Consider the following 13811-nt stretch of genomic DNA (forward strand, 5'->3'; position numbering starts at 1 on the left):
AGCATGGACTAAAAATGGCAGATATCCTGTAATGGTGAAGGAATGGAAAGGATATGTTGAACCCTTTTTCATTAAAGGGTCAATTTCCCATTTTTTGTTTAACCATTATTGGATCGCTGGGTTCATGTGCTATAAATACACCGGGCGAATTCCTTTTTAGGTATTCGCTTTTTTAATGGGTGAGCCTACGTCTCCATTAGCACGTCAATCGGCGTTTCCGTGAGGAGATGCGGGGTATGAAACGATTAATGAATAAGATTGCCATTGTTACGGGCGCCAGTCGGGAGATGGGCATAGGTACTGCAATATGCCTGGAATTAGCAAGAGAAGGCGCTGACATCTTTTTCACTCATTGGTCAGCCTATGATCAAGGCATGGACTATTTTGTTAATGAGGATTTGGACTGGGCAGAACATCTAATGGAGGAAATCCGCAGCTTGGGCGTAAGGTGCGAATCCATGGAGTTGGATTTATCGCAGATAGAAGCACCGGAAATACTGCTTAATGAAGTTCAGGAGAAGCTGGGATTGCCGTCCATTCTTGTAAATAACGCAACCCATTCCGTTGATGTTGATTTTCGATCACTCAATGCGGATATCCTCGATGCTCATTATAACGTGAACATTCGAGGAACGTGTCTTTTGACGGTTGAGTTCGCTCGTCGAATTGAAGGCACACACGGTGGCCGAATTATTAACCTGGTATCGGGTCAGGACAAATCACCTCAACCTGGAAATTTGGCTTATGTTTCGACCAAGGGGGCGATTTCCACTTTTACGAAATCCGTTGCTCTCGAATTAGCGCCGCTTCATATCACCGTTAATGCAGTAGACCCTGGACCAACAGACACTGGATGGATGAACGATGAATTGAAAGAATACTTGCTACCGAGATTCCCTATGGGGCGGATCGGTGAACCTAAAGATGCTGCCAAATTAATCGTTTTTCTAGCAAGCGAAGAATCTGAATGGATTACGGGACAGATTATTCATTCCGATGGAGGCTTCTGGTGAGTTCTCCTCAGTGGTTGACTGATTAAAAAATCAAAGCTGCCGGATCCATGGTCGACTCGGCAGCTTTGCCGCGTTATAAGAGATATCAATTAGGAATTGATAGTTACCCGGGTTCGATATACGGATTGCCGCTCCACCCACCCAGTGAAGAGATCCACGCAAGGTTAAGGTTTACGGCGGTATACCAAAAGGAGATAGCAGGATGGCAACCAATCAAACGGTTCGTTTGGCAATTGAAGAATCTATACGATTCCTTGAATCCACTTCGCAATGGGTGACAGCCCACGGTGAACACACCCGCCAGAAATGGGATGGGGCATGGTGGCATATGTCTGTGCTTTATGAAATGGGAGAGGTGAGTCAGATTCCCGAATCTGTGATCGCCAGAGCCAAACATTTACTCGAAACTCAAGTGTGGCAGACTTGGGGATAGCCACGCCTTGCGCCGGAGGAAACTTTTTTCATGCAAAGTCGCTTATCGGCGGCTTTTTTTATTTTCGATGGATACGTTATATGACATTAGATGACATCATTAAGGGCTAGAATAAGTGGTAAATCCCGAAAGGAGAAACAAAGCATGAAACGTAAAATCATTTTAGATTTAGCCGTAACTTTAGATGGTTATATTGAAGGAAAGAATGGGGAAGTAGATTGGTGCATTATGGACCCGGAGATGGGGTTTTTGGATTTCTTGAATCAAATCGATACGATATTGTATGGAAGAAAAAGTTATGATTTGTGGGGCCAATTCACGCCGGATCCGGATCAATCGGACGCTGATCATGAGCTTTGGTCAATCGTTCACAGTAAAGAAAAATATGTGTTTTCCCGGACACAATCAGGAAACGATCATAAAGCAATCTACATCAACGATCATATTCTTGAAGAAGTACATGCAATAAAGAATAAGCCGGGTAATGACATCTGGTTATATGGAGGAGCAAGCCTCATTACAACCTTTATCCAGTTAGGGCTGGTTGATGTATTCAGATTATCGGTTCACCCTGTCGTTTTGGGAGAAGGAAAACCGTTGTTCGTGGATATCAAGCAAAGGTTGAATTTAAAGCTGGTGAATACAAGAACGTTCTCCTCAGGAGTCGTGCAGCTCATCTATCATTTGGATGGAAGCGAAAAGTGAACCGGGTTAACCTCGGGAAGATGTTTTAGTTAAATGATAGCTCTGTTTGATCATGTCATGAATTTCTTCTTCTGGTACGGTGCCGTCAAGAATAATAGAATTCCAATGGTTTTTATTAAGGTGAAAGGCCGGAACTACTGCAGTGTATGCCTGGCGTAAGAACTCGAGCATGCCGGGTTCGCATTTTACATTGATCCAAATAAGATGGTCTTTTTCAAAAATCCAAGCAAAAACTTTATTGTTATCTTGATGCCGAATCACTGTCCAATTTTTATCACGAAATGGTTGATCCTCATACGCATGGCTCAAACTCAAACAGTAATCAATGGCTTCCTGTCTACTTCGCATTCATAACTCCCCCAACCTATAACCTACAAAAATGCCGTGGCTTGTACGGCATTTTTGTATGCACTCCTAATCAACATCAAGCGCAGAACTACTAATAACATAACAAATATGGTTGTCGGGGGACAAGCCGAAGCTGCAAGGAACACGGATCGACACTTGGTTCCTTTCATTTAATCAGACTGTCACGTTCTTTACGTGGGGGTGCTGTGAGTAATGATAACGCTGAGTCGATGCAGCTATCGATCCATTCCCGATTAGGATTGGATTTCTTTAATACCGTTATTCCGATGAAAGCTACCACAAGGGACTGGGCTATCGCCCGATCGTTGATCGATTCGTCGATCTCTCCGGAGCGTATCCCTCGTTTAAGGGCGTCTTCAAACATCGCCGCTAAATATTGTTGATGCTCTCGCGTCAAAATTTCAAACTTCGCATCGTGCGGAGCGAGCTCCACCATCGTATTAATGCAGAAGCAGCCATTCTGCTCAAGGGTTCCGTCAGGGAACGCCCCTTCCAGAAACAAGCGCCTGAAGGCAGTCTTGACACTCGTACTTTCGTTAAGCTTCAAGCGAATGGATTTAGCATGTATTTCGTTATACTTTCGAAGGGCTGATTCAAACAAAGATAATTTGTCTCCAAATGCAGCATATAAACTAGGTTTCTGAATCTTCATTCGAGAAGTTAAGTCAGTAAGTGAAGTCGCCTCGTATCCCTTTTCCCAAAACACATGCATTGCCTCCGTTAAAGCCTGTTGTTCATCAAATTCACGAATTCTAGCCATAACCCCTCCTGATTAAATACCTTTTAGTACATAATATTTTATCGAATAATATTGATTAAATCAAGCAAGTGTTGACATTCATCCATTTCTGTGAGTTAATTGGTCTCAAAATAACATACCGAACGGTACATTTAAGGAGGCTGATTTAATGTCAAGTTCCCCTAAGCTTCGTCCGAATTACACGGAATCACAAGCTCAACTATCGAGCGCGGCGGTTTTTCTTTATGCGGTCATCTGCGGATCGGCAGTAGCAACGGTTTATTTCTCCCAACCTTTGCTCGATATGATGGCTACTGAGTTTGGTATGAATAGATCTATCATCGGTACGGTAGTAACCGTGACCCAGATTTGTTATGCGTTTGGGTTATTGTTCTTGGTGCCGTTAGGGGATATGTTTAATCCGCGTCGGCTTGTAACGGGGATGATCGTGTTATTATCGATCGCATTAAGTATCGTCGCATTAGCTTCAAAACCTTGGTTTCTATTCCTCGGCTTGGGGACGGTTGGATTCCAGGCTGTAGTTGCACAAGTGCTTGTTGCTCTTGCCTCTGATCGAGCACCGCAATACAGACGTGGCCGCACGATTGGAGTTGTTACTAGTGGAATTGTAATAGGGATACTACTGGCCCGTACCTTCTCGGGCACCTTAGCGGATATGAACGGATGGCGTTCCGTATATATCGTCTCGGCAGTGATCATGATCTCATTGGCTTTTGTGTTCCTAACCGTTACACCCGATACAAGACGTCCGCCAAGTAAGAACTCGTACAGGGAAGTACTCCGCTCCATAAAAGATTTATTCGTACAAATCCCCCTATTGAGAATTCGCGGCCTCCTTGCCTTCTTCATTTTTTCGGACTTTAGTATTCTATGGTCCTCAATGGTTTTGCCGATGAGCTCCCCTCCACTTTCGTTCAGCCACAGCGTAATTGGATTGTTTGGACTCGCAGGTGCAGCGGGGGCGTTGGCCGCGAGCAGCGCCGGGCGACTGGCAGATCGGGGATTAGTACAACGGACAACAGGAATCGCGTTGTTGCTGTTATTGTTCGCATGGCTCCCAATCTGGTTACTACTGCATTCCATGTGGCTTTTCATCATAGGGATCCTTATGTTGGATTTCGCAGTGTAAGCGATTCACGTTACCAATCAAAGCATGATTTTAAGTGTTCGTCCGGAAGCAAGGAGCAGGTTAACTGCCGGGTACATGGTCTTTTATTCCTTTGGAAGTGCAACGGGTGCAATCGCGTCAACCTGGATTTATTCTTGGGCAGGGTGGTTCGGCGTGTGCATGCTGGGGGTTCTAGTTAGCATGATCGCCTTGATATTTTGGGCTTGTACTTTGAATACGTCCGATTGTTCTCTTAATAATCAGCAATAAATTGAAGGTAGTCTTTAGGAGGACTAAACATGACTACGTTCCGCCATATAAAAAAATGAGCAAAACAACACAATTCCACGTAGTTGTTCTGCTCAATGTGCTGTACGTATGGCTAATTCCGAGATTAAACCTTAGCCGATCCGGTTTGCGGGCCGGATGGCACACTGCGGAGCCAGCTGCGGCGCCATTTCAGCTGCATTACGATCGTAAGCGTCAACGAAGCCGCCGCGATAAAGCTTAAAATGATGAAGCCTGTGGCGTATGAGCCTGTCGCTTGGTACAATCGCCCTAGAATCAGCGGCAGCGCATAGCCTCCAAGTCCACCGGCAGCGCCGACGATCCCGGTAACCAGGCCGATCTCGCCGGCAAACCGTTGAGGGACGAGCTGAAATACGGAACCGTTACCCGCTCCCAGACACATCATGCCGATAAACAGCAGGGTGACAACGACCCAAAGAGGAGGCAGGAAGGAAACACCGATCAGCATGATCGCGGCACCGGCATAGAGAATCATCAGCATGCGGGAGCCGCCGATTCGATCGGCGAGAAAGCCCCCAACTGGGCGGAAGAAGCTCCCTGCGATGACGCAGATCGTTGTAATGTCTGCAGCCTGAACCGCAGAGAGACCGTACTGAGTGTTAAAGAAGATCGTCAAATAGTTGGCGAGCCCGACAAAGCCGCCAAAGGTCACGCAGTACAGGGCGCAGAATACCCAAGCATCGCGTTGTTTAAGGACATGACCATATTCGGACAGCCGTTTGGGGGCAGGGCGATTCGGACTGTTGCGGGCAAACAGCGAGAAGTAAATGAATACCAGCACAATAGGTATGATGGCAAGACCGAACACAATCTCCCAGCTTCCGAAATGCTGGGCTAGACGATTGGCGAACAGCGTTGCAAGGACGGTACCGCTGTTCCCGGCCCCCGCAATCCCCATCGCCAGGCCTTGATGTTCCTTGGGATACCACTGACCAGCGAGAGGGAGCGCTGCGGCAAACGATGCTCCCGCGACCCCGAGCAGAACGGCAACGACGTACAATTGATCGAGTGAATCTACCCATAACCAGCCGAGCAACAGAGGGATCAGGGTGACAATCATTCCAATCTGAGCGGTGAGTTTGGGGCCGAGACGGTCAGCCAGGAAGCCTAATACAAGTCTGAGGATCGAGCCGCCCAGAACGGGCAGCGCAACCAAATTTGCCTTCTGAACCGGATCCATCGGATAATCCGCGGCAATGATAACCGCAAGCGGCCCGAGCATGCCCCAAATCATAAAGCTGATATCGAAATACAGAAAAGCGCCGAACAGGGAGGGCTTATGCCCGCTTTGCCAAAAACCTTTCCTCTCCATGACTTTCACTCCTCATCCAAATGTGTTCTTCTCTGTTCTCTTTGCTTCATGAAGCCAAATCGCAAAATCCCCAGCCGCAGGCAAAAAAGGCCGCAAGTCGCTCTTTCCCAGAACGATTCGCGGCCACATTGCCCATGACGAAAAACACGTCATTGTGTCTTTCGTCTAACTATTCAGCTGATTTGATGTTCACATTATAGACAGGAGGGGGAAATGGTGTCAATATACATAACACAAAAGTTTAAAAAAATTTAAATTTATAAATTTACTACTCTCAAAATGTAATATATATTGACATTATAATCGACATGAACTAATCTGTATTTAACATAATAATCGAAGATCGGCACAATGCTGTGCCAGTTTTGAGGCAATGACGCCCTTTCCCTGCGTGCAGGGGGAGGGCATTTTTGTATTATTCTCACATGAAGATGACATGGCTTGAATGGAGGAATAACATGCAGCGAAAGAAACTTATAGTCGTCGGGAATGGCATGGCGGGGATAAAGTGTGTTGAAGAAATCCTAAAGCTTGCTCCGGAGCACTTTGATATTACGATCTTCGGAGCCGAGGCCTTTCCAAACTATAATCGGATCCTCTTATCCAAAGTCCTGCAAGGTGAACATGCGCTGCAGGATATTATTCTGAACGACTGGTCCTGGTATGAGCGGCATGGGATCCGCTTGTTGGCCGGTCAGCCCGTTCGTCATATCGATGCCAAACGACGTTTCGTCGAGACAGCCTCCGGCCTACGCGCAACGTATGATGCATTAATCCTGGCAACCGGCTCATCTCCATTCATACCGCCTATCCCAGGGACGGATAAGGAAGGGGTTATATCCTTTCGAACGATCGACGATTGCGAGAGAATGTCCGAAATGTCCAAATCCTATAGAAAAGCGGCTGTCATTGGCGGAGGGCTGTTAGGCTTGGAAGCAGCTCGCGGGCTGCTTCATCTTGGTATGGAGACCCAAGTGGTTCATAACGCACCCTATATCATGAATCGACAGCTGGATCGCGTCGCTGCGGATATGCTTCAGCGAGAACTCGAGAGCCAAGGGATGCAATTTTATTTGGCGAAAAACACCACGCGAATTACCGGCCGAACAAGGGCGCAGGGGCTTCGGTTTATGGACGGAACGCGGCTTGATGCGGATGTGGTCGTCCTCGCTGTGGGGATCAGGCCGAACATAGAGCTGGCCCAAAGAAGCGGCATTCTAACGCGGAGGGCGATTGTCGTAGATGACTTCATGAGAACAAGCGATCCGAACATTTTTGCCGTGGGGGAATGCGCGGAACACCGGGGAGTAAGTTACGGCCTGGTGGCCCCCTTATATGAGCAGGGGAGAGTGCTTGCCCGCGTCATCTGCGGACACGAGACTGAGCCCTATAACGGGTCGATCCCGTCCTCCCAGCTTAAAATATCGGGTGTAGATGTTTTTTCCGCCGGCGTAATCTCGGGTGAAGGCGTAGAAACCGCTGTTCAGAACTATGATGCCGTTTGCGGCACATACAAAAAAGTAACCATGCACAACGGCAAGATTGCCGGGGCAATTCTGTTCGGGGATACGGCGGAAGGAGCTGCATTGCTGGGATTTGTGGAACGGGGCGCGGCCGTAGCAGAGCTACTCCCGCGTGAGCGTGCTGCCAGCCCGGCGGAAGCGGCGGCTGAAGCGCTGCCGGACCATGAAACGGTGTGCGCTTGCAACCGTGTCAGCAAAGCGGCGATCATTCATGCCATAACCGACCACGATTTAACAAGTGCCGAAGAAGTAAAGGCGCATACCAAAGCATCCGCTTCTTGCGGCGGATGCCGGCCTATGGTGGTTGGAATTGTCCTATATATGAAAAACAGTAAAACGAAGGATAAGCCGCAGAAACAGAAAGCAGTCGGAATGCCGGCGGAAGCTCCTATATGTGATTGTACGGTTCATGGTCATTCTTCAATGAAGCAAACCATTACTGACGCGGTGAATCAAGGCTGCCGTACCATCCCGGACATCATGTCGCAACTGGGCTGGAAGAAGGCGGGCGGATGTACTATATGCCTCCCGGTCATACGATTCTATCTGGAAATGGCGGGCGTTGTTAACGATGAAGAGAGGATAGCGGCTAGGAAGGCACAAAGCCATGTTTTTTATGCAGATCAATCGTATTATCAGGGCGTGCGGATACGTATTGACGATGGGGAAGCTTCCGAATCGGTCGCGGCTGGCATCCAGCGCATTGGGGAAAGGCTCCGCATCAGCTGGCAAGATGTAACGCTTCCTTATCCGGTAAGTGCCGGCGTGTCATATGGGACAGGGTCGCCCATTGGAATTCTGGTCCAGGGGATCGGGATCTCAGCTTCCCCCGCAGGTTGGGAGGTGTATCTCGGCGGACATGCGGAGCATCCTGTCCGTGAAGGACAGCTGATCGGTGTTGCAGAGCAAGAGGAAGACATCGTTCGTCTCGTATCCGCTTGCCTGCAGTGGTATCGGCAGAACAGCTTCTACGATGAACCGCTGTGGGCGTGGGTGGAACGTACGGATGTCCTTGCGATCCGGGAGATTATGCTTGACGATGATATGCAGCGTGAGCTTGCAGAAAAGCTGTCGCGACGTTCGTTGAAAGCTTATGCCGGTTAGACGGAGGAGAAATCGAGGGAGAGGTGGTCTAAGATGGTTTATACGGATTTGGATATAGAGAGAGCTCCTGCCAAGGTAGAGACTCAATGTCCTTTTTGCAGTGTACAGTGTAAGATGACGGTTACTGAAGTGGAGGAAGGCGTTCCGGGTCAGCGACGGACTGCCTACCAGATTGAAGGCGTGCCAAACGCTGCCTCCGAGGGCAGGGTCTGCGTCAAAGGCATGAATGCGCATCAGCATGCTGTCCACTCGCAGCGGTTGCTGGAACCACTGATCCGTGTCAACGGCGAGCTCGTTTCTTGTTCCTGGGACGAGGCGATTCACGTGATAAGCCATCGGCTAATGACGATTACAGACCAGTACGGTCCTGATGCGAATGCCGTATACGGCGGTGGATCGCTGACCAACGAAACGGCCTATTTGCTCGGCAAATTTGCCAGAGTGGCGCTCGGCACGAAATATATCGATTATAACGGTCGTTTCTGCATGTCGGCTGCGGCCTCTGCTGGGAGTAAAACCTTTGGGATTGACAGGGGGCTGACGTTCAGGCTGGCCGACATTCCTCTGGCGCGCTGCATTGTCCTCGCCGGTACCAATATCGCGGAGTGCCAGCCAACGCTGCTGCCTTATTTTAACCAGGCGAAAGAGAACGGAGCGAAGATCGTGGTCATCGACCCGAGGAAAACGGCAACAGCCGCCATTGCGGATATTCACCTGCCGATCAGACCGGGTACGGATGCGTTGCTGGCTGATGCCATGCTGAAGATCATCATGGATGAGGGCTTCGTGGATGAGGCATTTATCCGAGCCAGGACAAATGGTTATGATGGGCTGAGAGCCTATATGAACGGGTTCGATTTGAATCGGGCTGCCGATCTATGCGGACTGGAGCTGGAGCAGATCCGGGAGGCAGCCAGATCCTATGGCATGGCAGGCACAGGAATGATTTTGACCGCCCGAGGGGTAGAGCAGCAGACGGATGGCCATCTTGCGGTTCGGCATTTTCTGAACCTGGTCTTAGCCACAGGCAAAATCGGCAGGGAAGGCTGCGGATATGGAGCCGTCACCGGGCAGGGGAATGGACAGGGCGGAAGAGAGCATGGGCAAAAGGCAGATCAGCTGCCTGGCTACAGATCGATCGAGAATGAGGAGGACCGTAAGTACGTTGCCTCCGTATGGGGTGTTGAAGCTTCAAGCTTACCTGGAAAAGGCGTCTCGGCCTATGAGATGATGGAGCTTGTTCATCAGGGCGAGATCAAGTCTCTCTTCGTGATGGGATCCAATCCCGTGGTTTCGAATCCGAACGCCGGGCATGTGGTGGAAGGCTTGAAGAGTCTTGATCTGCTGGTGGTTGCCGATATGTTCATGTCCGAAACGGCCCAATTGGCTGACATCGTGCTGCCGGTGACCTCCTATTTGGAGAATGAAGGGACACTGACCAATCTGGAGGGGCGGGTCCTTCTGCGGGAAGCCGGCCGTGAGCCTCCCGGTGAGGCGCGCCATGACTGGATGATCCTCTGCTCCATAGCAGACCAACTGGGAAAAGGACTGTACTTTCGCTTCAACGGGCCTGAAGAGATATTTAACGAGCTGAGGCTGGCGAGCAAAGGCGGAGTTGCTGATTATTACGGCATCACGTATGACCGATTGCGCAGGGAGGAAGGGGTGTACTGGCCTTGCCCCTCTACCGAAGAGGCTGGGGTCGGCTTACTGTTCCAGCAATCGTTTGCCCACCCGGACGGGAAGGCAGTTTTCAACATAACAGAAGGAGAGCGCTGGGGAGGAGTGTCCGAGGAATACCCGCTAATCCTGACCAATGGACGCGTATTGTCCCATTATCTGACCGGGGTGCAGACCCGGAGAAGCACCTCTTTGCTTGCACGCGAGCTGGAGAATTTCGCAGAGATTCACCCGACTACCGCACAGCGTTATCGGGTCCGTGACGGCGAGTGGGTCGAAGTTGTGTCGGAGCATGGCTCATTTACGGTCCGCTGCAGAGTTGGAGACTCTATTCGGCAAGATACCCTGTTTGTCCCTATGCATTGGGGCGGGGTACAGAACGTCAATCATGCTACCCGGCCGGAGCTGGACCCGTTCTGCAAAATGCCCGGCTTCAAGACCACTGCCGTTCGTATTCGGTCTTTAAAGCAGGCAAACAGCCTGGAAGGATAAGCGGTTAAGAACAAAGCGCCTACATTGATTATAATTCGCCTCTATTACGATGTCACAAATCAGCTTCTATCAATCTAATGACCATTTCGATGAATCAGAGCATCTCATCGAAGTGGTCATTATTTTGTCGTTAATTGTTGCAAATGCAGCATTATTCGATTAAACTAAATAAATACTTTTGTTGCAATTGCAACATATTGAGAACGAGGGAGTCAATTGGATGGAAATTCTTCGAGAGATTGGAATGATTGCAAGAGCATTGGATTCGATTAGCAATATGGAATTTAAAGAATATGACCTGACCAAAGGACAGTATTTGTACCTTGTGAGGGTATGTGAAAACCCAGGAATCATTCAAGAGAAGCTCGCTGAGATGATAAAAGTAGACCGCACAACTGCAGCCCGTGCCATCAAGAAGCTTGAGCTTCACGGCTTCATTGAAAAGAAGGAAGATCATCATAATAGAAAAATCAAACGGCTCTTTCCAACGGAGAAAGGGAAACATGTGTATCCTTTTATAAAGAGAGAACATGATTACTCCAATGGGGTTGCATTAGATGGGTTATCCGAAAACGAAGCAGAAACTCTGTTCAATCTCTTGCAGAGGGTCAGAAAAAATGTAGAGAAAGACTGGGAGTTTGTTAAAAAGGGCAACAAGAGATTGTATTGATTTATCAAAGGGAGGAGAGATCGATTGACGATCCATATAAGAAAATGCACCTTAGAAGACCTGGAAATACTTCAAGATGTTAGTGTTGAAACATTTAATGAAACATTTAAGGATCAGAATTCACCTGAAAATATGAAGGCATATTTAGACAAAGCATTTAACTTAAACCAATTAGAACAAGAGATAAGCAATAGCTATTCGGAGTTCTATTTTATTTCTTATAATGGGGAAATCGCCGGGTATCTAAAGGTAAACACCGAAGAAGCGCAAACGGAATTGATGGGCAATGACTCGCTTGAAATCGAGAGGATTTATATCAAGAGCCGCTATCAAAAACATGGGCTTGGCAAGCTTCTGCTCAATAAAGCCATGGAAGTCGCGGCGGAACGCCATAAACGGAAGGTTTGGTTAGGCGTTTGGGAACGAAATGAAAATGCTATTGCTTTTTATAAGAAAATGGGGTTTGTTCAAACAGGTTCCCATTCCTTTTATATGGGGGACGAAGAACAGAGGGATTACATTATGACCAAAACAAGCATGGAACGCTTCAAACGAGATTATAGCACTGAAGCTGAGCTATAACTAGCAAAAGGGCGCCAAGATGGGTGCGGCTTGTCTGTACGGCTTAGGCAACGTTTTAATGGTATAACAACAAAAACGATGACCTATGTCATCGTTTTTGCTTTAGATCTAACAGATTTGATTGATCATTTACCATCCTACACGAATAATCAGGCCCTTCGGATCGCCCACTTCGAGATAAGCAGCTTGGCCGTTGACATCATCATATGCAAATCCATAGGCCAAGCGGTTAATGCTGTGGTCGTGCCAGAATTTTGCGTAATAATTAGCCGGAGCGGCTTGAAAGTAATTTGACACGTTATTCCAGTCGCTCGTCGTATATACATGGCGATTGATGGCTGCGCACGTTGCAGCATCCGTCAAAGCGCCGTCGCACCGGAAAATATCCTGCGTACTGTACGGTGCGTACCCGGCGAAATAGTTGGCATTCGCGCCTCCCTGGGCGAAAGAGCCGTGAATTGGCGCTACAATGCGATATGGAGCTTGAACGGTTGCCAGCGATTTGAATTCGGCAGGAACCTCGGCCTGGAATTTGGCGAAAATTCCGCTTCGAGTCTCGGATTCAAGCTCACCTACGGTTTGGTCAAAAGAACCTGATTTGTTGACTAGCCGATGCTGGATCGGAAAACCGAACCCATCCACGCGTGTCGTATTGCCGTGATAGCCTGCCTGGTCAACCGTGAATTCAACGAAATCGAAAATGATATCGCGGTTTGGATCCGTTGGATTGTTCAGATCGGGACCGGCAAATCCGTGATCGAAGGTTTTCAAGTACATTGGGGAACCGACGCTAAGAAACATTCGGCCTGAAGTAATCTGAGGCAAGGTGATCCAGGAAGCATCGCTGACCTTGTGGTAAATGTTGGCGTAATGGATGCCGTTCTTGGTTAAGTGGCCTGGCGCATCATTCAAGGCGCTCGAGATGGGGATCAGATTGCCACTCAGGTCCAGGTAGCTCCAACGACCGTTCACGGGATTGATGCCGAGGACGCCCCAGTATATTTGCTGGTCGGTGTAAGCGCCATGGGTCCCGTTCATGATCTTTACGGAGACGGCACCGTTTGGCGGCATGGGAATCGAGGATGGGAGAATGTCATATATGGAACCGGATGAAGGGGGATCTGGCGTGGAACCAGCGGTGTACGTAAAGATATTGGTGTCGTAGGCTGGGGTTCCGTTATTATAAGTAAACCAATACGCAATGACGTTGCCAGCGGCTATGCCTGTGATCGCTTGTTCGTATCGGGATTTGCCAGCGTTGTACGCCATTCTCAAATTTTGCTGCACGCCGTCATTCACTTTGTAATGAACATCCACCCAACTCGTGTTGACGGACGATTTGAACCATATGGTAGCTGTGCTTCCGGATCGTTCGACGCCCTGCGTGTAGTCTGCGGCTTCCGCCTTCGTACCGAAGAAGGTACTGCACGTCAGCAGCAACGACAGAATCAGCAAATAAGACAATCCCTTTCGAATCATTAAAAGTTCCTCCTTTAATTTGGGGATAAAGTCAACTTTGCAATTGGGCTTGAAACGGCATCACTCCTTTGTTTTACCGAGGTATTCGGCTGTTGATTGCTGTGAATGCGGTTACAAAAATGATTATAATTCCGTTTACCAAAATATAGGAGTCTTGGAATTTCGGGATGGGGTTCACAATTTCGGATGGAGTTTGAGCGTTACAATAGCAGGCAATTTTTAAGGCAGCTAATCATACAGATTAGCTGCCTCTATTGTCATGACATCTGGCA

At 48.5% G+C, this 13811-nt stretch carries 11 protein-coding genes and 1 pseudogene; 8 read left to right on the top strand and 4 right to left on the bottom strand.

Translation table 11 applies throughout. From position 1 onward, the window contains the following. Positions 1–236 precede the first annotated feature (236 nt). From NST08_RS15335 to NST08_RS15345, 3 genes are all read left to right on the top strand, one after another. Complete coding sequence (locus tag NST08_RS15335) at positions 237–1013, top strand: SDR family oxidoreductase (RefSeq protein WP_007128186.1); 777 nt, start codon at positions 237–239, stop codon at positions 1011–1013. 202 nt (positions 1014–1215) lie between these two features. Then, a complete protein-coding gene (locus NST08_RS15340; RefSeq protein ID WP_007128185.1) occupies positions 1216–1446 on the top strand; it encodes a hypothetical protein in 231 nt (76 codons plus the stop codon). 144 nt (positions 1447–1590) lie between these two features. Next, positions 1591–2151 (top strand): dihydrofolate reductase family protein, encoded by a 561-nt coding sequence (locus NST08_RS15345; RefSeq protein WP_007128184.1) that lies wholly within the window; start codon positions 1591–1593, stop codon positions 2149–2151. Positions 2152–2157: 6 nt separating this feature from the next. Here NST08_RS15345 and NST08_RS15350 read toward each other — a convergent pair whose 3' ends face one another. Further along, positions 2158–2499: an MmcQ/YjbR family DNA-binding protein gene (locus tag NST08_RS15350; protein ID WP_007128183.1), complete on the bottom strand. Its 342-nt coding sequence runs from the start codon at positions 2497–2499 to the stop codon at positions 2158–2160. Positions 2500–2665: 166 nt separating this feature from the next. Further along, entirely contained in the window at positions 2666–3280 is a 615-nt protein-coding gene (locus NST08_RS15355) for a TetR/AcrR family transcriptional regulator (protein WP_007128182.1), read from the bottom strand. A 148-nt stretch (positions 3281–3428) separates the two neighbouring features. Here NST08_RS15355 and NST08_RS15360 point away from each other — a divergent pair. Then, positions 3429–4658: pseudogene (locus NST08_RS15360) on the top strand (MFS transporter). 124 nt (positions 4659–4782) lie between these two features. On the opposite strand, the gene NST08_RS15365 reads toward NST08_RS15360, so the two are convergent. Continuing rightward, complete coding sequence (locus NST08_RS15365; RefSeq protein WP_007128180.1) at positions 4783–6009, bottom strand: nitrate/nitrite transporter; 1227 nt, start codon at positions 6007–6009, stop codon at positions 4783–4785. 458 nt (positions 6010–6467) lie between these two features. Here NST08_RS15365 and nirB point away from each other — a divergent pair, with 458 nt between their 5' ends. The 4 genes from nirB to NST08_RS15385 all read left to right on the top strand — a co-directional run bounded on the left by nirB (position 6468) and on the right by NST08_RS15385 (position 12060). Then, a complete protein-coding gene (gene nirB / locus NST08_RS15370) occupies positions 6468–8636 on the top strand; it encodes a nitrite reductase large subunit NirB (protein ID WP_007128179.1) in 2169 nt (722 codons plus the stop codon). A gap of 33 nt (positions 8637–8669) precedes the next feature. Beyond that, on the top strand, positions 8670–10808 hold the full coding sequence (nasC, locus tag NST08_RS15375) for an assimilatory nitrate reductase catalytic subunit NasC (protein WP_007128178.1): 2139 nt from the start codon (positions 8670–8672) through the stop codon (positions 10806–10808). 220 nt (positions 10809–11028) lie between these two features. Beyond that, positions 11029–11478, top strand: a complete 450-nt coding sequence (locus tag NST08_RS15380) for a MarR family winged helix-turn-helix transcriptional regulator (protein WP_007128177.1) — start codon at positions 11029–11031, stop codon at positions 11476–11478. Between the two features lie 24 nt (positions 11479–11502). Further along, a complete protein-coding gene (locus NST08_RS15385) occupies positions 11503–12060 on the top strand; it encodes a GNAT family N-acetyltransferase (RefSeq protein WP_007128176.1) in 558 nt (185 codons plus the stop codon). 129 nt (positions 12061–12189) lie between these two features. Here NST08_RS15385 and NST08_RS15390 read toward each other — a convergent pair whose 3' ends face one another. Next, positions 12190–13539 carry a glycoside hydrolase family 64 protein gene (locus NST08_RS15390; protein WP_007128175.1) on the bottom strand — a complete coding sequence of 450 codons (1350 nt, stop codon included), beginning with the start codon at positions 13537–13539 and terminating at the stop codon, positions 12190–12192. Positions 13540–13811 lie beyond the last annotated feature (272 nt).

Origin of the sequence: Paenibacillus sp. FSL K6-1566, from assembly GCF_038050475.1 — a bacterium.
GTDB classification, from domain to species: domain Bacteria; phylum Bacillota; class Bacilli; order Paenibacillales; family Paenibacillaceae; genus Paenibacillus_AQ; species Paenibacillus_AQ lactis.

What these genes read in the sequence shown, in the direction of transcription:
- NST08_RS15365 (WP_007128180.1), bottom strand. Translation starts at nt 6,009, where the DNA reads ATGGAGAGGAAAGGTTTTTGGCAAAGCGGGCATAAGCCCTCCCTGTTC.
- NST08_RS15390 (WP_007128175.1), bottom strand. Translation starts at nt 13,539, where the DNA reads ATGATTCGAAAGGGATTGTCTTATTTGCTGATTCTGTCGTTGCTGCTG.
- nirB (WP_007128179.1), top strand. Translation starts at nt 6,468, where the DNA reads ATGCAGCGAAAGAAACTTATAGTCGTCGGGAATGGCATGGCGGGGATA.
- NST08_RS15355 (WP_007128182.1), bottom strand. Translation starts at nt 3,280, where the DNA reads ATGGCTAGAATTCGTGAATTTGATGAACAACAGGCTTTAACGGAGGCA.
- nasC (WP_007128178.1), top strand. Translation starts at nt 8,670, where the DNA reads ATGGTTTATACGGATTTGGATATAGAGAGAGCTCCTGCCAAGGTAGAG.
- NST08_RS15350 (WP_007128183.1), bottom strand. Translation starts at nt 2,499, where the DNA reads ATGCGAAGTAGACAGGAAGCCATTGATTACTGTTTGAGTTTGAGCCAT.
- NST08_RS15340 (WP_007128185.1), top strand. Translation starts at nt 1,216, where the DNA reads ATGGCAACCAATCAAACGGTTCGTTTGGCAATTGAAGAATCTATACGA.
- NST08_RS15380 (WP_007128177.1), top strand. Translation starts at nt 11,029, where the DNA reads ATGGAAATTCTTCGAGAGATTGGAATGATTGCAAGAGCATTGGATTCG.
- NST08_RS15335 (WP_007128186.1), top strand. Translation starts at nt 237, where the DNA reads ATGAAACGATTAATGAATAAGATTGCCATTGTTACGGGCGCCAGTCGG.
- NST08_RS15345 (WP_007128184.1), top strand. Translation starts at nt 1,591, where the DNA reads ATGAAACGTAAAATCATTTTAGATTTAGCCGTAACTTTAGATGGTTAT.